This is a genomic window from Pseudomonas benzenivorans (assembly GCF_024397895.1).
Taxonomy (GTDB): domain Bacteria; phylum Pseudomonadota; class Gammaproteobacteria; order Pseudomonadales; family Pseudomonadaceae; genus Aquipseudomonas; species Aquipseudomonas benzenivorans_A.
Genome location: NZ_CP073346.1, coordinates 662,587 through 686,285 on the forward strand (window position 1 = coordinate 662,587; position 23,699 = coordinate 686,285).

Here is a 23,699-nt window from a genome sequence, read left to right on the forward strand (position 1 = left end):
CTCAAGTACCGCTGCCAAAGCCCAGGGCGCGCCGATATAATTTGAAACGATTTTTTAACCCGTCCTATCCCTTCCCTCGAGACTCCCCCTAAATGGTCATAGAACCCTTCTCGCTCACGGGCTTGCTCGTGCTTGCGATATTCCTGATTGGAATGACGCTTATCATTTTTGAAGCACAACTAGAGATGGATAAATTCAAGCCGGCCATGTTCATGATGTCCGGCTTGATCGTAATTGGCGCTCACTACGCCCTCACCGACCCCAACGGCTTCCAGTATTTCCTCCACGCCCAGAGCGAGACCAAGGAGGAGCTGTTCGGTCTGATCGCCTTCATGGCCTTCATGTGGATGGTGGTGGAACTGCTCAACGAGCGGAACGTGTTCACCGCGCTGAACGGCTACCTGATGCGCAAGGGCCTGGGCGCCAGGGGCATGTTCTGGGCCACCGGCGCGCTGTCGGCTTTGCTGTCGCCCTTTCTCAACAACATCACCACGGCGATGATCTTCGGCAAGACGGTGAAAAGCATCTCCGTCCACCAGCGCTACACCCATGTGGCGCTGTGCAATATCGTGGTGGCTTCCAACAGCGGCGTGTGGTTTCTCGGCACCTCCACCAGCCTGATGGTGGTGCTGGCCGGCAAGATCAGCATCGCCGGCCTGCTGCTGCTGATTCCGTCGGCACTGATCGGCTGGCTGCTGTTCGCCGCCACCCTGCACCTGTTCTACCTGCGCAAGCTCGACGGCGAAACCCTGATCCACCGGGCCGATCAGTCGGAGACCGCGCTCAAGCCAGGTGGCGCCGGTCTGGCCATTGTCGGCCTGGTGTCCATCGTCGGTGCGGTGCTGTGCAACATCCTGCTGAAGGTCAGCATCGAGTTCGCCATCGGCATTGCCCTCGGCATGGTTGCCCTCTATGCCTGGCTGCTGATGCACCGCGGCATCGAGTTGCCCTGGCAGGATCAGTTGCAGAAGGTCGAATGGAACGCGCTGCTGTTCTTTATCGGCATCATTACCTCGGTCTCGGCGCTGAATCACGTCGGCTGGCTGACCTACATCTCGCAACTGTTCGAAGTGATGAACCCGACCGCCGTCAACGTGGTGCTCGGCGTCGCCTCCGGGGTGATGGACAACGTACCGGTGGAAGCCGCGGCGCTGATGTCCAACCCGCAGCTGGGCCTGGACCAGTGGGCGCTGAACGCGTTGATGGTGGGGATCGGCGGCTCGCTCACCGTGGTCGGTTCGGCGGCCGGGGTGATGGCCATGTCGCTGGACAAGAGCTACAGCTTCGGCGTGCACCTGAAGTTCCTGCCGGCCATCCTGGTCAACTTCTTCGGCTCGCTGGGCATCTGGTACCTGCAGTTCCAGTACTTCGGCCTGTACTGACATCCGCCTGCGGCGGGAACGCCGCGGGCCGCTGGCGCCCGCCCCGAGGCAACGCCACTGGGGGGCGCTGGCGTCCATCAGCCCCCCCAAGCGCCCGGCGCCCCCCCTCCCCATCATTCGACTGCGCTGTGCAGTAGTTCACAGCGGAGGCGTAGAAGAGGACAATGAAGCCTGTGGTCCGCGCCAGCGAGGAAGCTCTCCCATGTCTCATCCGCAAACCCTGTTCCAACTCACCGGCCGTGCCCACGCGCCAGCCAGCCTGGGTAATTCGACCCTGGTGATCATCGATGCCCAGGAGGAATACCGCAGCGGCGTGCTGCAACTGCCCGGCCTGGACGAAGCGCTCGCGGAAATCGCCAAGCTGCTGACGGCCGCACGTAACGCCGGCAGCTCGATCGTCCACGTCAAGCACCTGGGAATTCCGGGTGGGCTGCTCGATCCACGCGGACCGCGCGGCGAACACCTTCCAGAAGTCGCACCGCTGCCGGGCGAGCCCGTGGTGGAAAAGCGCCTGCCGAATGCCTTCGCCGGCACCGAGCTGCATGAGCGCCTGCAGGCCCAGGGCCATCTGGACCTGGTCATCTGCGGGTTCATGACGCACTCAAGCATCAGCACCACGGTGCGCGCCGCCAAGGACTATGGCTACCGTTGCACCCTGGTCGATGCCGCCTGTGCCACCCGCGACCTGCCGACGCCGGACGGCCAGGTGATCGCCGCCGCCGAGGTGCACCGCATCGAGATGATTACCCTGGCCGACAACTTTGCCGCCCTGGTACCGCAAGCCAGCGCGTTGATCTGATCCAACCATTGCCCGCCCGGCGCGGGCAAGCCGGGGCTGATTGATGCGCTGCACGGACGACGCTAATCGCCGATCCGCGCACGGCATTCGCTGGAACCGGGGCGTACCCTACCGGTCTTGCCGCCGATAGCCACAGAGGAAGTCGGAATGAAGTTATCCGATGATTTCAACGCACGCCGCCTGCGGCCACGCAGTCACCGCAACTGGCGCCTGCGCCTGGCCGCCATGCTGGCGGCACTGTTCGCCGCCTTCGGCGTGCTGCTGGCGATGGCCGGTGCGGCCACCCTGCTCGGCCGCCCGCCGGCACTGGGCACACTGAACGACTCGCCCGGCGCCGCCGGCGTGCTGCTGGCGTTGGGTTTGTTGCTGCTTTGGGCCGGTGTCGCCGCCTGGCGCATGTGCCGGCGACGCCTGCGCCGCCCCAGCGACCTGAGCCTGGCCCCCCACCTGATGAAGAAACGCGGCTGATCGGCCCAGCACCCAGGCCCCGACCTTGGTTAAACTAGCGGCCTTCGCGGAGGCCCAGATGCAAGACGACGATTTTTCCCTGTTCCAAGCCGAGCTACGCGGCGTCAAGCCGCTCAAGCCGCTCAAGCACGACCGTGCCGATACAGGCAAGGCCAAACTCGACCGTGAGCGCCTGAATGCCCTGCGCCAGGCTGCCTCGGTACGCGTCGAGTCGAACAAGGTCGACGGCCTGTCCGACCAGTTCGTCATCGACGTGGGCGCCGAAGATCCCCTGTACTGGGCCGCCAACGGCGTGCAGGAGGGCCAGATGCGCAAGCTCAAGCTCGGTCAGATCCCCTTCGACGGCAGCCTCGACTTGCACGGCATGACCGTCGAGAAAGCGCGGGACACCCTGTGGGCGTTCCTCGCCGAAGCGACCAAGCTGGAAATCCGCTGCGTGCGCGTCACCCATGGCAAGGCGGTACGCATGGACGGCCGCAAGCCAATGATCAAGAGTCACGTCAACACCTGGCTGCGCCAGCACCCACAGGTACTCGGTTTCACCTCCTGCGTGGCCAAACACGGCGGCACCGGCGCAGTCTATGTGGTGCTCAAGCGCACCATGATGGACGGTCGCGACGAATGATTCAGGCGGGGAATCGCGGCGCACCAGGCTCATGCTCGACACGCAGGCCGTTGGCGACGAACGACACCGCGTGATAGAGCCCCACCAGCAACAGGCATTCGATCAGCTGCTCCGGGCGGAAGTGTTCGCTGAGGCGTAGCCATAATGCGTCGTCGACATCGGCGCTGGCGTGCAGGCTATCGGCCAACGCCAGCAGCGTCAGTTCCGAGGCGGTCCACAGACCGGCGTCAGGCTGCGCGGCGCAGGTGTCGGCCAGCTGCGCCTGACTGAAGCCGGCCTTGCCGTTGAACGCCGCCACGTGCACCCCCCACTCGTACTCCGCACCACAGCGCGCGGTGGCACGCAGAATCAGCAGCTCGCGCTCACGCAGGCCGATGCTGCCACGGTCGAGCAGACCGCCAGCGAGCATCCGTCGCAGCACCCGCGGATTGTGCGCCAGGCTGCGAAACAGTTTCAGCGGCGGCACGCCCGGCGGCATGATGCTGTCGAAGGCGGCCTGGATATCTTCGGCGTAAGGCGCCTGCATGGGCTGGACACGGCTCTGACTCATGATCGAACTCCCGACTCGAGTGAAAAGCTACTAAAATAGTAGCAAGCACTCCTTTCGATCGCTACTAAAACCGAAGCAAGGAACAGCATGAGTACACCCACACCCGGCCAACCGGTGCGCGGTTCCAGCACGGGCCGCCCGATCATGGCCCTGCTCGACCTGCTCGGTCGGCGCTGGACCCTGCGCATCCTGTGGGAGCTGAACCAGGCGCCGGCCAGCTTCCGCGAGCTGCAGAGCCGCTGCGAAGGGCTGTCGCCCTCGGTGCTCAATACCCGTCTGGGGGAGCTCAGAGAGAACCGCCTGCTGGAAAACGGCGAACAGGGCTACCAGCTTTCGCCACTGGGCAGAGAGCTGATCGAACAGTGCCTGCCACTGGCCCAGTGGGCCGACGGCTGGGCTGCCCGCCTGGTCGAGCAAAACGGTCACTGAGCCGCTCACATGCGCGTCACCCTTGCCAGCGCCGCTGCGGCGCCCTAACCTGCGCGTCTGCTCCCCATCTGAAGGTCCACAGGTAGATCCATGTCCCTGGAACAGCATTACACCGCGATTCTCGGCCAACTCGGCGAGGACGCCTCCCGCGAAGGCCTGCTCGACACGCCAAAGCGCGCCGCCAAAGCGATGCAGTACCTTTGCCGCGGGTATCAGCAAACCCTGGAAGAAGTCACCAACGACGCCCTGTTCAGCTCCGACAACAGCGAAATGGTGCTGGTGAAGGACGTCGAGCTGTACTCCTTGTGCGAGCACCACCTGTTACCGTTCATCGGCAAGGCCCATGTCGCCTATATACCCAATGGCAAGGTGCTCGGCCTGTCCAAGGTGGCGCGGATCGTCGACATGTTCGCCCGTCGCCTGCAGATTCAGGAAAACCTGAGCCGCCAGATTGCCGAGGCGATCCAGGAGGTCACCGGCGCCCTCGGCGTGGCCGTGGTCATCGAAGCTCAGCACATGTGCATGATGATGCGCGGGGTAGAGAAGCAGAACTCCTCGATGATCACCTCGGTGATGCTCGGCGAGTTCCGCGAGAACGCCGCCACCCGCAGCGAGTTCCTCAGCCTGATCAAAAACTGATCCAGAACTGCAGAAAGAGCCGGCCCTGGGCCGGCTTTTTTGTGGCCGCTCGGTCTAGCGTCGGGGCCTGGTGCGCAACGGCTCGAGCAAAGGCGACAGCCCGTTATGGTCGATTTCCTGCATGAGGGCCAGCAGACGACCGATCTCTCCGGCGGGAAACCCCTCGCGGGCGAACCAGTTGAGGTAGTGTCCGGGCAGGTCGGCAATCAGCCGCCCCTTGTACTTGCCATAGGGCATTTCACGGGTCACCAGCAGGCGCAGGTCTTCGGGCTTCATTGGGCACTCACTCAGGGCCGGCTCCGCGCTGGCTGCCAACCGGTATTCGACGAAGACGGGATTATGCCCAAGGCCACCACCACATGCCGCCAACTGCACCGCCGTTCGGCGCGCACTGAGGCCAGCGGCGGAAAACTCGGGTAAGCTTCGCGCCCGTTATTTTCAATCCAGGGTTCTTCGCACGATGCTTATCAAGGCACTCAGAATCGGCCTCGGCCAGCTGATCATCTTTCTCGACTTCATCAGCCGTCCGCGCAAGCAAAAGCGCACAGCCGCGGCCCAGGCCGTCGTCGAACAGGCCGCCGCCGACATGGCGCTCTACCAGTTCCATGCCTGCCCGTTCTGCGTGAAGACCCGGCGCACCCTGCACAAGCTGAACGCGCCGGTCAGCCTGCGCGATGCCAAGAACGACGCACAACACCGGCAGGCCCTGCTTGAGCAAGGTGGCAAGATCAAGGTTCCGTGCCTGCGCATCGAAGAGAATGGCCAGAGCACCTGGCTGTACGAGTCGAAAGCGATCATCGCCTACCTGAATCAGCGTTTCGCCGGGATCTGATCGACAACGCTGCACGCGCCTCAGACCGAACATCACACGCCGGGGCGCCGAGGCGGCTCTAAATAGAGCAGCAGACACTCAGGCAGCAAGTTATGCGACTGCCTACCTAGCCTTGTTCGAGGGAAAAGCCTTCCTGGCGCATCCTGGCCATTAGCGCCTGCCACCCCGGAAGGCGATCGGTATTGCCGGTACGCCGCAGGCCGTCCTTCTCCACCTGATACAGGCCGTGGGCATCGAAAGCGTACAGCAGCAGCAGATCCTCACGTTGCGATGCGGGGAGCATGCCGTCGGTCAGGTTATCCAGTATCAGCGGCTCGGCGCCGGGCGCGGCGTAATAGCTGAGCACCATGTGCGCCTGGCCGCGGGTCAGTTCGCGGGTGTAGGTGATACGCAAGCGTTCTTCGGGCACTCCCAGCTTACGCAGGGTGAAGTACTTTGCCAGGGAAAAGTCCTCGCAGTCTCCGGCTCCCTGCACCAGGGTCTCGATCGGCGTGGCCCAGTAGTCGCTCTGCTTCCAAAGGGCCGCGTCATCCATGAAGCGAAGTTCTCGGTTGAAAAACTGGTTCACAGCGACGAGCTTTTGCCGCTCGGGGAGATAGCGACTGCTCTCGATCAGCAGATTCCAGGACAGCAGGCGATCTTTAGCCGGGCCCTGGCGACCGTAGCGCTTTTCCGCCTTGCGCATGATCTGATCGAAGCTCCAGCTGGCCTTGGCCTCGGGGACTCCAATCAGCATGCCGGCGCTCAACGTTGAGACCGCCATCACGCGGCACAGGGCATTGGCGCACGTGGTTTGAAGAAACTGTTTGAGCAACACGTTAGATCTCCGAGAACCAGGCGGGCGCCGAATTCAGTCGCGTAGATCAATCCGTTGAGCCAATGGATGAAGGCCCGTATATGAAGCGTGCCCATCACCTACGAGCCGATACCACTCGCTCGGTCAGACTAACGTCTTGCCAGAGTATTGATCAAGATTGTTTGGTTATTAGCGCGAAAGACCCCACCTAAAGAAACCCGTCGAGTTAATACGCGATGGAAAACGAAATGCCAGTTTCCGGGGGCTCAGGCTTGACCTGAAGCGCCCGGAACGGCAAGCCTCCTCACTCAATGCCACCCAAACTCAGACCTTTCTTCGTGAATCGGGGACAGGTATTGCTTTTCAGGTTGCTTGATGGATTGACGATCTTCACGATCGAATTCAGGGCCTGCGGCAGTAGGCTTACGCTCGAGCATCTGCACGAAGCGCTCGCTTTCGTCGTCCATGCCTTGCAAACCATCGAGACGTTGGCTGTGGTACTCGAGCAGACGTCCACTTCCGCCTTCTGCCAGTAACAAGAGGGACTGATCTTCGACTTGCGGCAGAGGCGCGCTTACTGCTTGGCCGGATATAGCAGCTGCGAGTACCAGGAAAGTACCGCCAACGGCCAGGGTGCTGATTGTGGTTTTCATGGTGCCATCCTCTTTTCTTCCCCCGATCCCCACACATTGGATAGGCGTGCCTGCTGTTTGTTACGCAGCGCTCGCGCATCCAGACGGGCGGCCCTGTACATGGCCGATGGCCATAAGACGGCAGGTTGAAGCACAGCAACCAGCCGGCGGGACGGCGCAGTGCGCCCGACATTGCCCGAGAAAAGGGCGCCTTATAAGGTTGACCTCAGCTTGGGCTACTTGGTTCTGGGTGCTGGCTCGGCGGGTCGCCAACGCAGTAGCCGAATCGTGACCAGGGTGCCCTAATCGCCCATGGTCACATGCAGCGGATGACCGGCCACCCGCTCCAGCCAGGCGCAGATGGCCGGGTAGTCGGCGAGGTCGAAGCCGCCTTCATCAGCGGCATGGGTATAGGCGTATAGCGCGATATCGGCGATGGTGTACTGCTCGCCGACCAGATAGGGCGTGCGCAGCAACTGCTGCTCCATTACCTTCAGCGCCTTGTGGCCTCGGGCATGACACGCCAGATACTCCTCGCGACGCGCCTCGGGCAGCCCCTGGTACAGCTGGATGAAACGTGCCACTGCGACATAGGGTTCGTGGCTGTACTGCTCGAAGAACTGCCACTGCAACACCTGAGTGCGCAGGCGCGGCTCGCTCGGCAGCAACGCGCTGCCCTCGGCGAGGAAGTTGAGGATGGCATTGGACTCCCACAGGCAGCAGCCGTCTTCGAGCTCCAGCACCGGGATCTTGCCGTTGGGGTTCTTCGCCAGGAAAGCATCGCTCTGGGTCTCGCCCTTGAGGATGTCCACCGGCACCCATTCGTAGGCCTGCCCCAGCAGGTGCAGCATCAGCTTGACCTTGTAGCAGTTTCCCGAACGGGCATCGCCGTAAACCTTGATCATTATCCTCTCTCCCTAAGATGCGTCATTGACGGCCGCCCGGCCGCCTCGTGCCATCAGGCTGCAGCGCCCGCCTGGGCCTGGCGAATCACCCCGGCCAGGCGCTTGAGCCCCTCGCCCAGGCGCTCGGGCGCCACGTGACTGAAGTTCAGCCGCAGGTGCCCCGGATGCTGGTCCGGCTCGATGAAGAAGGGCTCGCCCGGCATGAAGGCGACCTTCTGCTCCAGGGCCTCCCCGAGCAGGGTACGGGTATCCAGCGGTTGCTTGAGGGTCAGCCAGAAGAACAGGCCGCCTTGAGGAGTTTCCCAGTCGGCCAGATCAATAAAATGCTCGAGCAAGGACGCCTGCATGGCATCGCGGCGTATCCGGTAGAAATCACGCAGTTCGGCCAGGTGGCCGCGGTACTGCTCGCTACCCAGCCACTGCAGGGCCTGCCACTGGCCGACGCGATTGGTGTGCAGGTCGGCCGACTGTTTCAGGCGCAGCAGGTAGGGGAACAGGTCGGGCGTGGCGATCAGGTAGCCGACGCGCAGGCCCGGCAGCAGGGTCTTGGAAACGGTGCCGGTGTAGATCCAACTGGCCTGCTTCAGGCGGCTGACGATAGGGGTGGCCTGGCCATCGTCGAACACCAGCTCGCGATAAGGCTCGTCCTCGATCAGGGTCACGCCGAACTCGTCCAGCAACGCCGCCACGGCATCGCGCTTGGCCTCGCTGTAGCGGGTGCCGGACGGGTTCTGGAAGGTCGGAATCAGGTAGGCGAAGGCCGGCTTGTGTCGCTCCAGGCGCTGGCGCAGGGCGCCCAGCTCGGGACCGTCGGCCTCCTGGGGCACGCCGATGCAATCGGCGCCGAACAGCTGGAAGGCCTGCAGCGCCGCCAGGTAAGTGGGTGCCTCCAGCAGCACCTCGGTGCCTGGGTCGATGAACAGCTTGCTGGCCAGGTCCAGGGTCTGCTGCGAGCCGCTGACGATCAGCACCTGGCTGGCCTCGCAGGGGACGCCCAGAGCCCGGGCCTCGGCGGCGATGGCCTCGCGCAGGGCCGGTTCGCCCTCGCTCATGCCGTACTGGCCCATGCTCGCCGGCATCTCGCTCCACTCGACCTTGGGCAACATCGGCTCGGCAGGCAGGCCGCCGGCGAACGACATGACCTCCGGACGCTGCGCCGCGGCGAGGATTTCACGGATCAGGGAGCTTTTCAGGCGGGCAACGCGTTCGGAGAAGGCCATGGATGTCACCGGGGTGCTAAGACGAGGAATTTGGGTCAAACTGCTTGACCGAAACTACGACGCCCGGCTCACATACGTCAATATGCTTGACCTTAAAAATCCAACCACTCAGCAGGCCGCCATGGAGGCCTTCTTCTTCGGCTATCAGGCGTTCACCGCCAAGGCCGACGAAATGCTGGCGCGCCGCGGCCTGTCGCGGGTGCATCAGCGCATCCTGTTCTTCGTCGCCAAGTACCCGGGGCTGAGCGTCAAGCAACTGCTCGGCTACCTGGGGGTGACCAAGCAGGCGCTGAGCCTGCCCCTGCGGCAATTGCAGGAAATGCACCTGGTCAACAGCGTCGCCGGCGAAGACGACAAGCGTAAGCGCCTGCTCGGTATCACCGCCGAGGGCGCCAAACTGGAACAGGCGCTGCGCCGCGAGCAGGCCAAACTGCTGCAGCGCGCCTTCGCCGAAGCCGGCGAGGCTGCGGTCGAGGGCTGGCTGAGGGTCAACCAGGCGCTGGGCAGCAGCCATCAGACCGGTACAAACAACGACTGAAAGCAGTCTGCCGCAACTGTATCGGTCAACGCGCCCCTCGCTGTACCGCGACGACCAGGCAGGCCGGGCTTAGGCTGACAGCCATTGCCTGCGAGTAACTGCCATGACCGCCGAACTGCTGATCGCATTCGTTCTCTTCGCCTTCGTCACCTCGATTACCCCGGGACCGAACAACATGATGCTGCTCGCCTCAGGGGTAAACTTCGGCCTGCGCCGCAGCCTGCCCCACATGCTCGGCATCAGCCTGGGTTTCATGGTTCTGGTGCTGGCGGTCGGCCTGGGCCTGGGTCAGTTGTTCGAGCAGCTGCCTGCGCTGTACGGCGTCCTGCGCTATGCCGGCGCCGCCTACCTGCTGTACCTGGCCTGGAAGATCGCCCAGGCCGGCGCGCCGGACAGCCCGGATGGCGGGCGCAGCAGGCCCTTCAGTTTTCTCCAGGCGGCGGCCTTCCAGTGGGTCAATCCCAAGGCCTGGGTGATGGCCATAGGCGCCATCACCACCTACACACCCCAGGAAAATTTCGCGGTCAACGTCCTGCTGATTGCAGCCCTGTTCGCCCTGGTCAACTGCCCCAGCGTCGGCCTCTGGACGCTGACCGGCAGTCTGCTGCGCAATTGGCTGAACAACCCCCGCGTGCTGCGCTGCTTCAATATCGGCATGGCCCTGCTGTTGGTGGCCTCGCTCTATCCAATTCTGCTCGACAGCAAAGGAACCCTGTAATGCCCGAAGCCGTTCAGGCGCGCCTGCGTCCTTTCGCCGACTCGTCGGTCTCGACAGTGGTCGCCGGCTTCATCGCCATGCTCACTGGCTACACCAGTTCCCTGGTGCTGATGTTCCAGGCCGGCCAGGCTGCGGGCCTGTCCGACGGACAGATTTCCTCATGGATCTGGGCCCTGTCGGTGGGCATGGGCCTGTGCTGCATCGGTCTTTCACTGCGTTATCGCGCGCCGGTGATGATCGCCTGGTCGACCCCCGGCGCCGCCCTGCTGATCAGCAGCCTGCCGGGAGTGCCCTATGCCGAGGCCATCGGCGCCTACATCCTTTGCTCCGCCTTGATCGTGCTGTGCGGCCTGACCGGCAGCTTCGACCGCATCATGCGCCGCATTCCCGCCTCCATCGCCGCCGCCCTGCTGGCCGGAGTGCTGTTCAAGATCGGCCTGGAGATCGGCGGCGCCGCCGAGCAGCAGCCGACCCTGGTGATCGCCATGCTGCTGGCCTATCTGCTGGGCAAGCGCCTGTTGCCGCGTTACGCGGTGCTCGCCGCGCTGCTGGTCGGCTGCGCGCTGGCCGGGTTGTTCGGCCTGCTGGATTTTTCCGATTTCGAGCTGCAGCTGGCCACGCCCGAGTGGACCACGCCCGCCTTCTCCGGGTCCGCGGCGGTCAGCATCGGCATCCCGCTGTTCATCGTCGCCATGGCCTCGCAGAACCTGCCGGGCATGGCCGTGCTGCGCGCCAACGGCTACCACCAGGTGCCGGCCTCGGCGCTGCTGAACGTCACCGGGCTGGGTTCGATCCTGATGGCTCCCTTCGGCTCCCACGGCCTGCACATCGCCGCCCTCAGCGCGGCGATCTGCGCCGGTCCCGAGGCCCATGAGGACCCGAGCAAACGCTATACCGCCGCGGCCTGGTGCGGGGTTTTCTATGTCATCGCCGGGATCTTCGGCGCCACCCTGGCGGCACTGTTCGCTGCCTTGCCGACAACATTGGTCCTGTCGATCGCCGCGCTGGCGCTGTTCGCCTCGATCATCGGCGGCCTGACCCAGGCCATGGCCGAGCCCAGGGAGCGCGAGGCGGCGCTGATCACCTTTGTGATCACGGCCTCGGGCATGACCCTGCTGTCCATCGGCTCGGCCTTCTGGGGCATAGTCGCCGGCCTGCTGTGCCTGTTCATCCTCAACTGGCGCAAGGATTGAGCGGCCACCGCCGCCGGCCCAAGAAAAAGGCGCCTTGCGGCGCCTTAATTCCTATCCACCCGCTCAGGCGGCCTCGGCCGCCAGCTCCTGGCCATGGGTGCGATTGACCCACCAGCCGAACAGCGCCGCGGTGAAGAACATGATGATGCTGTAGATGGCCGCGGGAATGGCCATGGTCGAGTTGTTCAGCAATACCGGGCTCAATGCCAGGGCGATGGCCAGGGTGCCGTTGTGGATGCCGATCTCCATGCCGATGGCGATGGACTGGCGCAGGTTCAGCTTGAGCAGGCGCGGCACGTAGTAGCCGACCGCCAGGCTGAGCAGGTTGAAGGCCAGCGCGGCGCCCCCCACCAGCGGCGCGTAGTCGACGAAGGTCTGCCAGTCCTTGACCAGCGCCAGCAGGATGATCAGCAGCAGAAACAGCGCCGAGACCAGCTTCACCGGCTTCTGCATGCGCTCGGCGAACGCCGGGAAGCGGCTGCGCAGCGCCATGCCGATCGCCACCGGGCCGAGCACGATGACGAACACCTGCAGCACCTTGCCGAACTGCAGCGGAATGGCCTGTTCGCCGGTCATGAAGTGCATCAACGCCAGGTTGACGATCAGCGGCATGGTCAGGATGGCGATCACCGAGTTGACCGCGGTGAGGGTGATGTTCAGCGCCACGTCGCCATGGGCCAGGTGGCTGTAGAGGTTGGCCGTGGTACCGCCGGGCGAGGCGGCCAGCAGCATCAGGCCGACGGCCAGAGCCGGGGCCAGACCGAAGACCTTGGTCAGGCCGAAGCACAGCACGGGGAGCAGGAGCAGCTGGCAACCCAGGCCAATCAGCACCGGCTTGGGAAACTTCACCACCCGGGTGAAATCTGCCAGGCCGAGCGACAGCCCCAGGCCCAGCATGATGATGCCCAGTGCCACGGGCAGGAATAGCGTCAGTAGAGGGTCTGCAGTCATGGTTACTCTTCCTGGAGCGAAAACTCGATGGTGCGATTCTGGCCAGACGGCGCCGGTTGCGCAGTGACTTTATCGGCCAAAACAGCGCCGCGCCATCGTGCCGAGGCAAAAGACCCCGGCTGCCGGGCCTTTCGCTCACGCGGCAGAGCGGGTTCAGATCGCCGTGGCGCCGCCATCCACCGCCAGGGCCTGGCCGGTGGTGAAGGCCGCGCCGTCGCTGCACAGGTAGAGCACCGCCGTGGCGACTTCCTCGACCTTGCCGATGCGCCCCACCGGGTGCATGGCGGCGGCGAACTCGCCCTTCTTCGGGTCGGTTTCGTAGGCACGGCGGAACATGTCGGTGTCGATCACCGCCGGGCAGACCGCATTGACGCGAATCTTCTTCTTCGCATACTCGATCGCCGCCGATTTGCTCAGGCCGATTACCGCATGCTTGGACGCGGCGTAGATGCTCATCTTCGGCGCCGCGCCGAGGCCGGCGACCGAGGCGGTGTTGACGATGGCGCCGCCGCCCTGGGCCAGCAGCAGCGGGATCTGATGTTTCATGCACAACCACACGCCCTTGACGTTGACCCCCATGATGGCGTCGAAATCGTCTTCGCTGCCGTCGGCCAGCTTGCCCTTCTCGATCTCGATGCCAGCATTGTTGAAGGCGTAGTCCAGGCCTCCGTAGGCGGCCACCGTGGCCTCCAGCAGGGCCTTGACCTCGACCTCGCGGGTCACGTCGCAGCCCACGAAGATCGCCTCACCGCCGGCCGTGCGAATCAGCTCGACGGTGCCCTCGCCGCCTGCCGCATCGACATCGGAAACCACCACCTTGAGGCCCTCGCTGGCGAACGCCAGGGCCGTTGCACGGCCGATGCCGGCGGCGCCGCCGGTGACCAGGGCCACCTGACCGGAAAAACTCAAGCTCATCTGTGTGTCCTCGCAAGGGATGAAAGTCGGGCTCGAGTCTAGTCAGAGTCGCCGGTACGGTGGCAGCACTATCAGGGCAGCGGTTGCCCGCCCATCCAGGCCATGGATTAAGCCGCCGCCGGCTCGGCCTGCTCCAGCGCGCTGGGCGACAGCGGCCACCAGCGGCGCAGCAGCAGGTACAGGGTGGGAATCACCAGCAGGGTGAAGACGGTGCCGACCAGCAGACCGCCGACTATCACCAGGCCGATCTGCTGGCGGCTCTCGGCGCCTGCGCCACTGGCCAGGGCCAGTGGCAGCGAACCCAGGACCATCGCCCCGGTGGTCATCAGGATCGGCCGCAGTCGCTGCTCCGCAGCCTGCAGCACCGCCTCGCGCAGCGCTTCGCCACGGCGCAGCAATTGGTTGGCGAATTCGACGATGAGGATGCCGTGCTTGGTGATCAGGCCGATCAGGGTCACCAGGCCGACCTGGGAGTAGATGTTCAGGGTGCCGCCAAACAGGTACAGGGCCAGCAGCGCACCGGCCATCGACAGGGGCACGCTGAACAGGATGATCAACGGATCGATGAAGCTCTCGAACTGGGCCGCCAGCACCAGGTAGATGAACGCCAGGGCCAGGGCGAAGATCAGCGCGATGCCGGCGCTGGATTCCTTGAATTCCCGCGAGGTGCCGCTGTAGTCGAACAGGGTGCCGTCCGGAAAGATGTCCCGGGCAGCGCCCTCCAGGTGCTCGAGGGCCTCGCCGAGGGTATGGCCGGCACCGACGTTGGCGCTGAGGGTCACCGCACGCAGCTGATTGAAGTGATTGAGCTCGCGGGGCGCCACACTCTCGCGCACCTCGATCAGGTTGGACAGCTGCACCATGTCGCCATCGCCGCCGCGCACGTAGACGCGGTCGAGGTCGGCGGGGTTGCTGCGGTCGACATCGGCCAGCTGCACCAGCACCTCGTACTGCTCGCCCAGACGCTTGAAGCGGGTCACCTGGCGGCTGCCGAACAGGCTTTCCAGGGTTCGGCCAATGGTCGCCACATCGCTGCCCACCGCCACCGCCTGTTCGCGATTGACCGCCACCTTGAGCTGCGGCGTGTTGAGCTTGAGGTCGCTGTCCAGGCTCTCCAGCCCCGGGTAGTCGCGCACCCGCGCCAGCAGGGCTTCGACATAGCGCTCCAGGTCGGCGTACTCCAGGGACGAGCGTATCACCAGGTTGACCGGCTGGCTGCGCACGCTCTGCCCCAGGGGCGGGCGGTTGACCGGGAAGGCGCGGATACCGGGAATGTCCTGCAGCCTGGGCAACAGTTCCTGGCGAATCTCGAACTGGCTGCGTCGGCGCTTGTTCCACTCCTCCAGCTTCATGAACGAGATGCCCTGGGTCACCGTGGGGAAGCCGGTGATCACCACGTAGCGATTGGTCTCGGCAATGCCGTCGTAGACCGCCTCGATCTGCCGCGCATAGCGGTTGGTGTAGTCGATGGTGGCGCCTTCCGGAGCGCTGAAGACACCGATCAGGGTGCCGGTGTCCTCGGTCGGAGCCAGCTCCGACCTGAGCCCGGCGAACAGCCAGAGGCAGGCCACGAGCACGGCCGCGAGCAGGGCCAGGATCAGCCACCAGCGGTCCAAGGCGCGCGAAAGTAGCCACTGGTACCCCCGATGCAGCGCGAGCAGCAGGTCCTCGATCAGGTTGTAGGCGCGGTTGTGACGGGCACTCGGCCGGTGCCGCGGCAGCAGTCGCGCGCACATCATCGGCGACAGGCTGAGGGCGACGAAGCCGGAGACGATCACCGCACCGGCCAGGGTCCAGGCGAACTCGGTGAACAGCTTGCCCGTGGTGCCCGGCATGAAGCCGATCGGCGCATAGACCGCGGCCAGGGTCAGGGTCATGGCGATCACCGCGAAGGCGATCTCGCGGCTGCCGGCGAACGCCGCCTGCAGGGGTGAAAGCCCGCGCTCCAGGTGGCGGTGGATGTTCTCGAGCATGACGATGGCATCGTCCACCACCAGGCCGATGGCCAAAACCATGGCCAGCAGCGTCAGGGTGTTGATGGAAAAGCCCATCAGCGCCATCAGGGCGAAGGCGCCGATCAGCGACACCGGAATGGTCACCAGCGGGATCAGGGTGGCGCGCAGCGAACGCAGGAACAGGAAGATGATCAGGATGACCAGCGCCACCGCCTCCCAGATGGTGGTGTAGACGTTGTCGATCGATTCGCGCACGAACAGCGAGCTGTCATGGGCCACCGCCATCTGCATGCCCTCGGGCAGCAGCGCGCGAACGTCGGGCAGCGCCGCTTCGACGCCGTCGGAGATGTCCAGCGGATTGGCGGTGGCCTGCTTGACCATGCCGATCACCACCGCCGGCTGGCCGTTGAAACGCACCAGGCTGCGCTGGCTGGCCGGACCGACCTCGGCGCGGCCGACATCGGCCAGGCGCAACAGGTAGCCCTGGGAGTCGTCGAGGATCATCTGCTCGAACGCCTCGGCGCTGCGCAGATCGGTCTCCGAGAGCAGGCTGAACTCGCGCTGGCGCGATTCGATGCGCCCGGCCGGGATCTCCACGTTTTGCCGCCGCAGGGCGTCTTCCACGTCCTGCACGGTCAGGCCATGGGCGGCCAGACGCTCCGGGTCCAGCCAGATACGCATGGCCGGGCGGCGTGCGCCACGGATCTGCACCTCGGCCACCCCGGGAATGACCTGCAGGCGATCCTTGACCAGGCGCTCGAGCAGTTCGGTGATGGCCATCGCCGAATGGCGTTCGCTGTAGAAGGCCAGAAACATCACCGGCTGGGCATCGGCCTCGACCTTCTGCACCACCGGCTCGTCGATCTCGTCGGGCAGCAGCCCGCGCACCCGGCCGAGGCGGTCGCGCACGTCGTTGGCCGCGCGGTCGGCGTCGCTGCCCAGACGAAACTGCGCGGTGATCTGGGTGCTCTCCGAGCGACTGATGGAGCTGACGAAGTCCAGCCCCTCGATACCCGAGAGCACGTCCTCGATCGGCTGGGCGACCTGAGACTCCATGATCTGCGGGCTGGCGCCCGGATAGCCGACGCCGACCGTGACGATGGGCACATCGATGTTGGGATACTCGCGCACCGTCAGGCGCTGGTAGCCCATCAGGCCGAGCAGCAGCAACACCAGCGACAGCACGCTGGCCAGCACCGGGCGGCGGATGCACACATCCGACAGGGTCACGCGCCCTCCCCGGCGGCACGGGTGCGCACCGCCATCCCCGGCCGCACCTTCTGCCAGCCGGCACTGATCAGGGTCTCGTCACCGCTGAGCCCCTCGCGCACCTCGACCCGCCCGCGCAGGCGCCGGCCGAGCTTGATCTCGCGTTGCTCGACCTTGCCGTCCACCACCAGGTTGACCAGCAGGCGCTCGCCCAGCGGCATCACCGCCTCTTCGGGTATCACCAGGGCATGGGGCCGTTCGGCGAGAATCACCGTGACCCGGACGAACTGCCCGGGCCTGAGGCGCAGCTGCGGATTGCCCAGGCGCGCTCTGATCGCCTGGCTGCGCCCGGCCACGTCCAGTTGCGGGTTGAGGGCGCTGATCGTGCCGCGGAACAGTTCGCCGGCGAAGGCATCCAGGCGGATCTCCACAGCCTGTCCGGGGTGGATCTGTCCGGCCGCCTTCTGCGGCACGCGAAAATCCAGCTTGAGCGGATCGAGCACCTCCAGGTTGACGATGTCCTGACCGGCCTCCAGGTAGTCGCCGGGGCTGACCCGACGCAGACCCAGGCGGCCGTCGTAGGGCGCGCGAATCTGCGTCTTGTCCAGGCGCGCCTGGGCCAGGGCCAGGCTGGCCCGCGCTGCCTGCTGGCGCGATTGTGCCTCGTCCCGGGCCTGGGCATTGCTGGCCCCGCGCTGGAACAACAGCTGGGCACGCTGGAAGCTCTTCTCGGCCAGGTCCAGGTTGGCCCTGGCCAGGGCCAGCTCGGCCCGGGCGATGGCATCGTCCAGGCTGACCAGCAGGTCGCCGGCCGCCGCCGCCTGGCCTTCGACGAAATGCAGCCGGGCCAGGCGCCCCTCGATCTCGGGACGGATCATCACCGACTCGTCCGAGCGCAGGGTGCCGAAGGTGATCAGCTCATCGCGCACCAGGGTGCGCTCCGGGCGCACCACCTCGACCAGGGGCCCGCGCCCCTCCTGGGCCTGGCCGACGGCGCCGATCAACAGCAGGGCGATGGCAACGAGGTAGCGACGCGCACGGGCAGGCATGGCAGCCCCCTGACTCCTGGAGAGCTAAGTCTAGCCGCCCATCCGGGGCCACTGCGGCGGTTAGGTCACCGCAGCGACGGTCGAACCGCCGCCTACTGGCGCATACCGCGACCGCCGATCAGCAGACGGATGCACAGGGTGTAGAGCACCACTGTGGCCAGCAGCATGAAGCCGATGGCCACACCGATGCCGATGTCCGAGACGCCGAGGATGCCGTAGCGGAAGGCATTGACCATGTGCAGGATGGGGTTGGCCAGCGACACCGTCTGCCAGAACGGCGGCAGCAGGGCGATCGAGTAGAACACCCCGCCCAGGTAGGTCAGCGGCGTCAGCACGAAGGTCGGGATGATCGAGATGTCGTCGAAGCTGCGGGCGAACACCGCGTTGACGAAGCCGCCCATGGAAAAGATGGTCGCCGTCATCAGCACCACCAGCACCGTCAGGCCCAGGTGGTGCACCGAAAGCTTGGTGAAGAACAGCGACAGCAAGGTGACGATGAAGCCGACCAGCAGGCCGCGCAGCACCCCGCCGACGACGAAGCCGATGAGGATGATGTGCGGCGACACCGGCGATACCAGCAGCTCCTCGATGTTGCGCTGGAACTTGCTGCCGAAGAAGCTCGACACCACGTTGCCGTAGGAGTTGGTGATCACCGACATCATGATCAGCCCCGGCACGATGTATTCCATGTAGCTGAAGCCGCCCATGTCGCCGATCTGCCGGCCGATCAGGTTACCGAAGATGACGAAGTACAGGACCATGGTGATCGCCGGCGGCAGCAGGGTCTGCGGCCAGATGCGGGTGAAGCGGCGGATCTCCCGGTAGACGATGGTACGCAGGGCCACCAGATTGGCGGCGAACTCGGTGTTGAGGTAAGCGGTGTTCATAGCGCCGGCTCCTTGGCCAGGTTCTTCTCGACCAGGGAGACGAACAGCTCCTCCAGGCGATTGCTCTTGTTCCTCAGGCTGAGCACCTCGACGTGCTGCTTGGCGAGCTGGCGAAACAGCTCGCTCATGCCCTGGGCCTTATCCACCAGCACCTCGAGCGTGTGCGCATCGATCAGCTTGGACGGATAGCCGTCCAGCTGTGGGGGCACCAGCTGCGATTCCTTGAGGTCAAGCAGGAAGGTCTCCACATGCAGCTTCTTCAGCAGCGCCTTCATGCTGGTGTTCTCGACGATGCGGCCGTGGTCGATGATGCCGATGTTGCGACACAGCTGCTCGGCCTCTTCCAGGTAGTGGGTGGTGAGAATGATGGTGATGCCCTGGCGGTTCAGCTCGGTGAGGAAGTTCCACATCGAACGGCGCAGCTCGATATCCACCCCGGCGGTCGGCTCGTCGAGGATCAGCAGACGTGGCTGATGGACCAGGGCGCGGGCGATCATCAGCCGGCGCTTCATGCCGCCGGACAGCTCCCGCGAAGCGACGTTGCGCTTCTCCCACAGCCCCAGCTGCTTGAGGTACTGCTCGGCGCGCTCCTTGGCGATCTTCGCCGGGATGCCGTAGTAGCCGGCCTGGGTGACGACGATGTCGAACACCTTCTCGAACTGGTTGAAGTTGAACTCCTGGGGCACCACGCCGAGGCAGCGCTTGAGGGCCGCCGGCTCCTTGTCCAGGTCATGGCCGAACACGTTGACTGTGCCGCCACTCTTGTTGACCAGGGTCGAGAGGATGCCGATGGTGGTGGATTTGCCGGCGCCATTGGGGCCGAGCAAGGCATAGAAGTCGCCTTCGGCCACATCCAGGTCGATGCCATGCAGGGCCTGGAAACCGTTGCCGTAAGTCTTGGTCAGCTGCCGGATGGACAGAGCGCTAGTCATGAGGGGCACGCACACAATGAAGAGGGTTGGTTAGATAAGGGTTGGCACAGGCAATTGCAACCACCCGCCTCAGCTTAGCCGGGCGGGCTCGCGGCTCAGGACACCCGCCGCAGCGTCCTCAGCGCAAGCCGCCGGTGATCGCACTTGCCAGCCGCTGACAGCTGCCTGCGTAGCTCGCCGAGCCATGCACCCTACCATCCTGAAATCAATAAGAAAGGCGCGAATGTTGATGTTAGCTATCGATTTCGTTCATGGATGCCGCAACGATCGGGGTCTGTTCGGCAAGCTGCGGGCCACCGCCGACGGCTGCAACGCCGCTGCTCGAAGCATCAGGGCCCTGGCAACGCCCCGGCAATCCGGCGGCCCGGCCGGCGAACTTGACCGCCCTGGCAGGGTCACTACCGAGTGATAGCCCGCGCACCAGGGAGCCCGGCACCCGCCTGAAAGGACGGAGCGGCCCATGGTCGCGCCCCCTGAGGGCAGGACGGCGATCCTGCCAGTCTTGGCAGACATACCAGCCGCTCACCCCGAAGCCGGCTAAGCTCGTGCTATTAATCCCGCTCCCGTGGTCATGGAGGATTCTGCATGCTCGTCGTCTGGTTACTCGTTCTGGTATTCGGCACGGTCTATCTGGCCCACCGCCGCACTGCCCCCCTGCCCGCGCTGGCCATGGTCGCCGGCTATCTGCTCGTCATGGGCCTGTTCAGCCGCACCCCGGGGTGGCTGCTGGCGCTGTTCTGGCTGCTGTGGCTGGCCGTGCTGCTGCCGCTGGTGCTGGCGGAGCAGCGCCGCAAGTGGCTTAGCGCGCCGTTGTTCGCCTGGTTCCAGCGGGTCCTGCCGCCCATGTCGGACACCGAGCGCGAGGCCATCGAAGCCGGTACCGTCTGGTGGGACGGCGAGTTGTTCAGCGGCCGCCCGGACTGGGACAAGCTGCTCGATTACCCCAGGGCCAGCCTCAGTGAGGAGGAGCAGGCTTTCCTCGACGGCCCCACCGAGGAACTCTGCGCCATGGTCAGCGACTGGGAGATCGGCCAGCAGATGGACCTGCCGGCCAACGCCTGGGAGCACATCAAGCAGCACGGCTTCTTCGCCCTGATCATTCCCAAGGAATACGGCGGCAAGGGCTTTTCCGCCTATGCCCATTCCCAGGTGGCGATGAAGCTGGCAACCCGTAGCGGCGACCTGGCCTCCACCGTGATGGTGCCCAACTCCCTCGGCCCGGCCGAGCTGCTCCTGCACTACGGCACCGACGCCCAGCGCCAGCACTACCTGCCGCGCCTGGCCCGCGGTGAGGACATCCCCTGCTTCGCCCTCACCGGTCCGCTGGCGGGCTCCGACGCCGGCGCCATGCCCGACAGCGGCATCGTCTGCAAGGGCCAGTGGAACGGCGAGGAAGTCCTCGGCCTGCGCCTGACCTGGGAAAAGCGCTACATCACCCTGGGCCCGGTGGCCACCCTGCTTGGCCTGGCTTTCAAGGCCTACGACCCCGACCACCTGCTCGGCGAAGAGGAGGAGCTGGGCATCAGCCTGGCCCTGGTCCCCACCGACACCCCCGGGGTGGAAATCGGCCGCCGTCACCTGCCGCTAGGCGCCGCCTTCATGAACGGGCCCAACTCCGGCAAGGATGTGTTCGTCCCGCTGGACTACCTGATCGGCGGACAGGACATGCTCGGCAAAGGCTGGATGATGCTGATGAACTGCCTGTCGGTGGGCCGCTCCATCTCCTTGCCCGCGGTCGGCACCGGCGCCGCCAAGTTCACCAGCCTCACCAGCGGCCAGTACAGCCAGATACGCGAGCAGTTCGGCGTGCCCCTGGCCGCCTTCGAGGGCATCCAGGAAGCCCTGGCACGCATCGCCGGCAACGCCTGGATGATGGACAGTGCGCGCATTCTCACGGCCAACGCGGTGGACCTGGGCGAGAAACCCTCGGTGCTCTCGGCGGTGCTCAAGTACCACCTGACCGAGCGCGGCCGCGAATGCATCCAGCACGCCATGGACATCCACGGCGGCAAGGGCATCATCATGGGCCCGAACAATTACCTGGCCCGCTCCTGGCAAGGCGCCCCGATCTTCATCACCGTCGAAGGCGCCAACATCCTCTCGCGCAATCTGATGATCTTCGGCCAGGGCGCCATCCGCTGCCATCCCTATGTGCTCAAGGAAATGGCCCTGGCTGCGCGTGAGGATCGCGAGGAAGCCCTGGAGGAGTTCGATAGCCTGCTGCTGCAGCATATCGGCTTCGCCGTCAGCAATGCCGCCAGCAGCCTCTTGCTGAGCCTGAGCCTCGGCGGTTTTGGCCAGGCGCCCGGCGACAGCGTCAGCCAGCCGTATTTCCGCGCCTTGAACCGCCTGGCCGCGGCCTTCGCCCTGCTCGCCGACCTGAGCATGCTGCTGCTGGGCGGCGAACTTAAACGCCGCGAACGCCTCTCGGCGCGCCTGGGCGACGTGCTCAGCCACCTCTACCTGGCCTCCGCGGCGCTCAAGCGTTACCACGACCTGGATTACCCGGAACACTCCCGCCCCCTGCTGAGCTGGGCACTGGAGGAAAGCCTGGCGCAAGCCGAACGGGCGCTGGAGGGGCTGCTCGCCAACTTCCCCAATCGCCTGCTCGGCTACGTCCTGCGCGCCCTGGTATTTCCCTTCGGTCGTCGCCACAAGGGACCGAGCGATCAACTGGACGCCGAGGTCGCGGCCATCATCGGCCGCAACAGCGGCGATGCCGCGCTGGAGGAACTGCTAGAAGGCTGCTACCGGGCGCAGGGCGAGAAGGATCCGGTGGCGGCCCTGCAACGCGCCATGGACCTGCGCGACAGCACGCGCTCGGCCCAGGAAAAGCTGGACCAGGCGCTCAAGAGCGGACAGGTGCACGAAGCGCCAGGGCAGAATCTGCTCGATGCGGCGCGCGATGCCGACGTGCTCAGCGCCGAGGAGGCGCAGCAGCTGCAGCAGGCCCACGATGCGCGACGGACAGTGATCGATGTCGACGACTTCGCCAAGGATGAACTGAAGCTCAGCCGCGGCAAGGTCCGCTGACGGGACAGCGGGCGCCGGGAGCTCTATACTCCCGCGCCCGTTTCACTGATAGGACCCACCCCAATGGCCAGCCCCTACCTCGATCACCACCTCGCCCTGCTCGCCCATCTGCGCAGCATCCTGGTCGCCCTGGGCGAGGCCGAACAGATTCTCGATGACAGCCATGCATTGTTCCTCGAGCGTTTCGATGAACTGCTCGGGCAACTCCCGCAAGACCCGGAAGCCAGCCTCTACCTGGGCCAGGACCTGATCAGCCAGATTTTCCACCGTTACCCGCAGATCGCCCACCTGGTGCCGCGTGACCTGCTGTGGTTCTTCGGTGGCGATTGCCTGCACTTCATGCCGGACGAGGAAATCGAATTGTTCCAGCGCCTCGACGAGCGCCGCTTCGAGGCCGAGCTGAACGATGAGCCCTTCGACTGGAACCGGGAAAAACAGCTGCTGGCCCTGCCGCCGCAGAGCAGCAAGCACTGAGGCGCGCCCCAGGCCTCGGCGGCCAGCCACAAAAAAGCCCGCACGGAACTCCCTGCGGGCTTTTCTATGAGCGCCTCAACGGCGCAAACAAGAACGCCGCTCAATGAGCGGCGTTCTTGTGTATTTGGAGCGGGAAACGAGACTCGAACTCGCGACCCCGACCTTGGCAAGGTCGTGCTCTACCAACTGAGCTATTCCCGCATTTGCTACAACAAATTGGCGTCCCCTAGGGGACTCGAACCCCTGTTACCGCCGTGAAAGGGCGGTGTCCTAGGCCACTAGACGAAGGGGACCTGGAACTTTAATTGTCGCGACGCTGCCAGACGCCCGACTCGATCACCGCTATACCAGCGACGTTCGAAAATTTGGAGCGGGAAACGAGACTCGAACTCGCGACCCCGACCTTGGCAAGGTCGTGCTCTACCAACTGAGCTATTCCCGCATTACTTCAACGCACTTCCCCATGGAAAGTGGCGTCCCCTAGGGGACTCGAACCCCTGTTACCGCCGTGAAAGGGCGGTGTCCTAGGCCACTAGACGAAGGGGACCCAGTCCGGAATTTCAACAGT

General features: G+C 64.9%; 24 protein-coding genes and 4 tRNA genes. 12 read left to right on the forward strand and 16 right to left on the reverse strand.

The genetic code is table 11. The annotated features are described in order from the left end of the window. Nucleotides 1-185 precede the first annotated feature (185 nt). From nhaD to KDW96_RS02980, 4 genes are all read left to right on the forward strand, one after another. Nucleotides 186-1,382, forward strand: a complete 1,197-nt coding sequence (nhaD, locus tag KDW96_RS02965) for a sodium:proton antiporter NhaD (RefSeq protein WP_255838924.1) — start codon at nt 186-188, stop codon at nt 1,380-1,382. Nucleotides 1,383-1,584: 202 nt separating this feature from the next. Beyond that, nucleotides 1,585-2,181, forward strand: coding sequence for a cysteine hydrolase family protein (locus KDW96_RS02970; RefSeq protein ID WP_255838925.1), 597 nt, complete (start codon nt 1,585-1,587; stop codon nt 2,179-2,181). A 147-nt stretch (nt 2,182-2,328) separates the two neighbouring features. Beyond that, complete coding sequence (locus KDW96_RS02975) at nt 2,329-2,649, forward strand: hypothetical protein (RefSeq protein ID WP_255838926.1); 321 nt, start codon at nt 2,329-2,331, stop codon at nt 2,647-2,649. A gap of 58 nt (nt 2,650-2,707) precedes the next feature. Continuing rightward, entirely contained in the window at nt 2,708-3,274 is a 567-nt protein-coding gene (locus KDW96_RS02980) for a Smr/MutS family protein (RefSeq protein WP_255838927.1), read from the forward strand. Nucleotide 3,275: 1 nt separating this feature from the next. On the opposite strand, the gene KDW96_RS02985 is transcribed toward KDW96_RS02980, so the two are convergent. Further along, a complete protein-coding gene (locus KDW96_RS02985; RefSeq protein ID WP_255838932.1) occupies nt 3,276-3,824 on the reverse strand; it encodes a carboxymuconolactone decarboxylase family protein in 549 nt (182 codons plus the stop codon). 87 nt (nt 3,825-3,911) lie between these two features. Here KDW96_RS02985 and KDW96_RS02990 point away from each other — a divergent pair, with 87 nt between their 5' ends. Together KDW96_RS02990 and folE are read left to right on the forward strand one after the other, a co-directional pair. Further along, nucleotides 3,912-4,253 carry a winged helix-turn-helix transcriptional regulator gene (locus tag KDW96_RS02990; protein WP_255838933.1) on the forward strand — a complete coding sequence of 114 codons (342 nt, stop codon included), beginning with the start codon at nt 3,912-3,914 and terminating at the stop codon, nt 4,251-4,253. Nucleotides 4,254-4,343: 90 nt separating this feature from the next. Beyond that, nucleotides 4,344-4,892 (forward strand): GTP cyclohydrolase I FolE, encoded by a 549-nt coding sequence (gene folE, locus KDW96_RS02995; protein ID WP_255838934.1) that lies wholly within the window; start codon nt 4,344-4,346, stop codon nt 4,890-4,892. 54 nt (nt 4,893-4,946) lie between these two features. Here the strand turns inward: folE and KDW96_RS03000 are convergent, their stop codons facing one another. Continuing rightward, on the reverse strand, nt 4,947-5,168 hold the full coding sequence (locus tag KDW96_RS03000; protein WP_255838935.1) for a DUF3820 family protein: 222 nt from the start codon (nt 5,166-5,168) through the stop codon (nt 4,947-4,949). Between the two features lie 184 nt (nt 5,169-5,352). On the opposite strand from KDW96_RS03000, the gene KDW96_RS03005 reads away from it, so the two are divergent. Beyond that, nucleotides 5,353-5,724 (forward strand): glutathione S-transferase N-terminal domain-containing protein, encoded by a 372-nt coding sequence (locus KDW96_RS03005; protein ID WP_255838936.1) that lies wholly within the window; start codon nt 5,353-5,355, stop codon nt 5,722-5,724. 106 nt (nt 5,725-5,830) lie between these two features. Here KDW96_RS03005 and KDW96_RS03010 read toward each other — a convergent pair whose 3' ends face one another. The 4 genes from KDW96_RS03010 to KDW96_RS03025 all read right to left on the reverse strand — a co-directional run bounded on the left by KDW96_RS03010 (nt 5,831) and on the right by KDW96_RS03025 (nt 9,277). After that, nucleotides 5,831-6,541 carry a transglutaminase-like cysteine peptidase gene (locus KDW96_RS03010; RefSeq protein ID WP_370295303.1) on the reverse strand — a complete coding sequence of 237 codons (711 nt, stop codon included), beginning with the start codon at nt 6,539-6,541 and terminating at the stop codon, nt 5,831-5,833. 287 nt (nt 6,542-6,828) lie between these two features. Then, the gene (locus tag KDW96_RS03015) at nt 6,829-7,173 is read right to left on the reverse strand and encodes a hypothetical protein (RefSeq protein ID WP_255838937.1); all 345 of its coding nucleotides are present in this window, start codon (nt 7,171-7,173) and stop codon (nt 6,829-6,831) included. A 281-nt stretch (nt 7,174-7,454) separates the two neighbouring features. Further along, nucleotides 7,455-8,057, reverse strand: a complete 603-nt coding sequence (locus KDW96_RS03020) for a glutathione S-transferase family protein (RefSeq protein ID WP_255838938.1) — start codon at nt 8,055-8,057, stop codon at nt 7,455-7,457. Nucleotides 8,058-8,110: 53 nt separating this feature from the next. Then, nucleotides 8,111-9,277 (reverse strand): aminotransferase-like domain-containing protein, encoded by a 1,167-nt coding sequence (locus KDW96_RS03025; RefSeq protein ID WP_255838939.1) that lies wholly within the window; start codon nt 9,275-9,277, stop codon nt 8,111-8,113. 82 nt (nt 9,278-9,359) lie between these two features. Between KDW96_RS03025 and KDW96_RS03030 the strand changes: the two genes are divergently transcribed. The 3 genes from KDW96_RS03030 to KDW96_RS03040 all read left to right on the forward strand — a co-directional run bounded on the left by KDW96_RS03030 (nt 9,360) and on the right by KDW96_RS03040 (nt 11,726). Beyond that, the gene (locus tag KDW96_RS03030) at nt 9,360-9,815 is read left to right on the forward strand and encodes a MarR family winged helix-turn-helix transcriptional regulator (protein ID WP_255838940.1); all 456 of its coding nucleotides are present in this window, start codon (nt 9,360-9,362) and stop codon (nt 9,813-9,815) included. Nucleotides 9,816-9,918: 103 nt separating this feature from the next. Next, the gene (locus KDW96_RS03035) at nt 9,919-10,533 is read left to right on the forward strand and encodes a LysE family translocator (protein ID WP_255838941.1); all 615 of its coding nucleotides are present in this window, start codon (nt 9,919-9,921) and stop codon (nt 10,531-10,533) included. Continuing rightward, nucleotides 10,533-11,726 carry a benzoate/H(+) symporter BenE family transporter gene (locus KDW96_RS03040; protein WP_255838942.1) on the forward strand — a complete coding sequence of 398 codons (1,194 nt, stop codon included), beginning with the start codon at nt 10,533-10,535 and terminating at the stop codon, nt 11,724-11,726. Before KDW96_RS03035 ends, KDW96_RS03040 begins: the two co-directional genes overlap by 1 nt. A 63-nt stretch (nt 11,727-11,789) precedes the next feature. Here the strand turns inward: KDW96_RS03040 and KDW96_RS03045 are convergent, their stop codons facing one another. From KDW96_RS03045 to KDW96_RS03070, 6 genes are all read right to left on the reverse strand, one after another. Beyond that, complete coding sequence (locus KDW96_RS03045) at nt 11,790-12,677, reverse strand: bile acid:sodium symporter family protein (RefSeq protein WP_255838943.1); 888 nt, start codon at nt 12,675-12,677, stop codon at nt 11,790-11,792. A 153-nt stretch (nt 12,678-12,830) separates the two neighbouring features. Then, nucleotides 12,831-13,592 carry an SDR family oxidoreductase gene (locus KDW96_RS03050; protein WP_255838944.1) on the reverse strand — a complete coding sequence of 254 codons (762 nt, stop codon included), beginning with the start codon at nt 13,590-13,592 and terminating at the stop codon, nt 12,831-12,833. 107 nt (nt 13,593-13,699) lie between these two features. After that, nucleotides 13,700-16,777, reverse strand: coding sequence for an efflux RND transporter permease subunit (locus KDW96_RS03055; protein WP_255838945.1), 3,078 nt, complete (start codon nt 16,775-16,777; stop codon nt 13,700-13,702). Further along, a complete protein-coding gene (locus KDW96_RS03060) occupies nt 16,774-17,805 on the reverse strand; it encodes an efflux RND transporter periplasmic adaptor subunit (protein WP_255838946.1) in 1,032 nt (343 codons plus the stop codon). Before KDW96_RS03060 ends, KDW96_RS03055 begins: the two co-directional genes overlap by 4 nt. A 92-nt stretch (nt 17,806-17,897) precedes the next feature. Next, nucleotides 17,898-18,692: an ABC transporter permease gene (locus KDW96_RS03065; RefSeq protein ID WP_255838947.1), complete on the reverse strand. Its 795-nt coding sequence runs from the start codon at nt 18,690-18,692 to the stop codon at nt 17,898-17,900. Continuing rightward, nucleotides 18,689-19,624 (reverse strand): ABC transporter ATP-binding protein, encoded by a 936-nt coding sequence (locus tag KDW96_RS03070; RefSeq protein WP_255838948.1) that lies wholly within the window; start codon nt 19,622-19,624, stop codon nt 18,689-18,691. Before KDW96_RS03070 ends, KDW96_RS03065 begins: the two co-directional genes overlap by 4 nt. Nucleotides 19,625-20,209: 585 nt before the next feature. Here KDW96_RS03070 and KDW96_RS03075 point away from each other — a divergent pair. Both KDW96_RS03075 and KDW96_RS03080 read left to right on the forward strand, forming a co-directional pair. Beyond that, nucleotides 20,210-22,657, forward strand: a complete 2,448-nt coding sequence (locus KDW96_RS03075; protein ID WP_255838949.1) for an acyl-CoA dehydrogenase — start codon at nt 20,210-20,212, stop codon at nt 22,655-22,657. A 63-nt stretch (nt 22,658-22,720) separates the two neighbouring features. Continuing rightward, complete coding sequence (locus KDW96_RS03080) at nt 22,721-23,131, forward strand: PA2817 family protein (protein ID WP_255838951.1); 411 nt, start codon at nt 22,721-22,723, stop codon at nt 23,129-23,131. A gap of 125 nt (nt 23,132-23,256) precedes the next feature. Here KDW96_RS03080 and KDW96_RS03085 read toward each other — a convergent pair. The 4 genes from KDW96_RS03085 to KDW96_RS03100 form a co-directional block, all read right to left on the reverse strand. Then, nucleotides 23,257-23,332, reverse strand: a tRNA-Gly gene (locus KDW96_RS03085). A gap of 16 nt (nt 23,333-23,348) precedes the next feature. Further along, nucleotides 23,349-23,424 (reverse strand) — tRNA-Glu (locus KDW96_RS03090). 73 nt (nt 23,425-23,497) lie between these two features. Then, nucleotides 23,498-23,573: transfer RNA gene (locus tag KDW96_RS03095), tRNA-Gly, on the reverse strand. A gap of 29 nt (nt 23,574-23,602) precedes the next feature. After that, nucleotides 23,603-23,678, reverse strand: a tRNA-Glu gene (locus tag KDW96_RS03100). Nucleotides 23,679-23,699: the final 21 nt, after the last annotated feature.

Excerpts from the sequence above, each read along its gene's own strand:
- KDW96_RS03020 (WP_255838938.1), bottom strand. The coding sequence starts at position 8,057 with ATGATCAAGGTTTACGGCGATGCCCGTTCGGGAAACTGCTACAAGGTC.
- KDW96_RS02975 (WP_255838926.1), top strand. The coding sequence starts at position 2,329 with ATGAAGTTATCCGATGATTTCAACGCACGCCGCCTGCGGCCACGCAGT.
- KDW96_RS03035 (WP_255838941.1), top strand. The coding sequence starts at position 9,919 with ATGACCGCCGAACTGCTGATCGCATTCGTTCTCTTCGCCTTCGTCACC.
- nhaD (WP_255838924.1), top strand. The coding sequence starts at position 186 with ATGGATAAATTCAAGCCGGCCATGTTCATGATGTCCGGCTTGATCGTA.
- KDW96_RS03030 (WP_255838940.1), top strand. The coding sequence starts at position 9,360 with ATGCTTGACCTTAAAAATCCAACCACTCAGCAGGCCGCCATGGAGGCC.
- KDW96_RS03060 (WP_255838946.1), bottom strand. The coding sequence starts at position 17,805 with ATGCCTGCCCGTGCGCGTCGCTACCTCGTTGCCATCGCCCTGCTGTTG.
- KDW96_RS03000 (WP_255838935.1), bottom strand. The coding sequence starts at position 5,168 with ATGAAGCCCGAAGACCTGCGCCTGCTGGTGACCCGTGAAATGCCCTAT.
- KDW96_RS03070 (WP_255838948.1), bottom strand. The coding sequence starts at position 19,624 with ATGACTAGCGCTCTGTCCATCCGGCAGCTGACCAAGACTTACGGCAAC.
- KDW96_RS03045 (WP_255838943.1), bottom strand. The coding sequence starts at position 12,677 with ATGACTGCAGACCCTCTACTGACGCTATTCCTGCCCGTGGCACTGGGC.
- KDW96_RS02980 (WP_255838927.1), top strand. The coding sequence starts at position 2,708 with ATGCAAGACGACGATTTTTCCCTGTTCCAAGCCGAGCTACGCGGCGTC.
- KDW96_RS03040 (WP_255838942.1), top strand. The coding sequence starts at position 10,533 with ATGCCCGAAGCCGTTCAGGCGCGCCTGCGTCCTTTCGCCGACTCGTCG.
- KDW96_RS02990 (WP_255838933.1), top strand. The coding sequence starts at position 3,912 with ATGAGTACACCCACACCCGGCCAACCGGTGCGCGGTTCCAGCACGGGC.
- folE (WP_255838934.1), top strand. The coding sequence starts at position 4,344 with ATGTCCCTGGAACAGCATTACACCGCGATTCTCGGCCAACTCGGCGAG.
- KDW96_RS03005 (WP_255838936.1), top strand. The coding sequence starts at position 5,353 with ATGCTTATCAAGGCACTCAGAATCGGCCTCGGCCAGCTGATCATCTTT.
- KDW96_RS03075 (WP_255838949.1), top strand. The coding sequence starts at position 20,210 with ATGCTCGTCGTCTGGTTACTCGTTCTGGTATTCGGCACGGTCTATCTG.
- KDW96_RS03015 (WP_255838937.1), bottom strand. The coding sequence starts at position 7,173 with ATGAAAACCACAATCAGCACCCTGGCCGTTGGCGGTACTTTCCTGGTA.
- KDW96_RS03080 (WP_255838951.1), top strand. The coding sequence starts at position 22,721 with ATGGCCAGCCCCTACCTCGATCACCACCTCGCCCTGCTCGCCCATCTG.
- KDW96_RS03065 (WP_255838947.1), bottom strand. The coding sequence starts at position 18,692 with ATGAACACCGCTTACCTCAACACCGAGTTCGCCGCCAATCTGGTGGCC.
- KDW96_RS03050 (WP_255838944.1), bottom strand. The coding sequence starts at position 13,592 with ATGAGCTTGAGTTTTTCCGGTCAGGTGGCCCTGGTCACCGGCGGCGCC.
- KDW96_RS03025 (WP_255838939.1), bottom strand. The coding sequence starts at position 9,277 with ATGGCCTTCTCCGAACGCGTTGCCCGCCTGAAAAGCTCCCTGATCCGT.
- KDW96_RS02970 (WP_255838925.1), top strand. The coding sequence starts at position 1,585 with ATGTCTCATCCGCAAACCCTGTTCCAACTCACCGGCCGTGCCCACGCG.
- KDW96_RS02985 (WP_255838932.1), bottom strand. The coding sequence starts at position 3,824 with ATGAGTCAGAGCCGTGTCCAGCCCATGCAGGCGCCTTACGCCGAAGAT.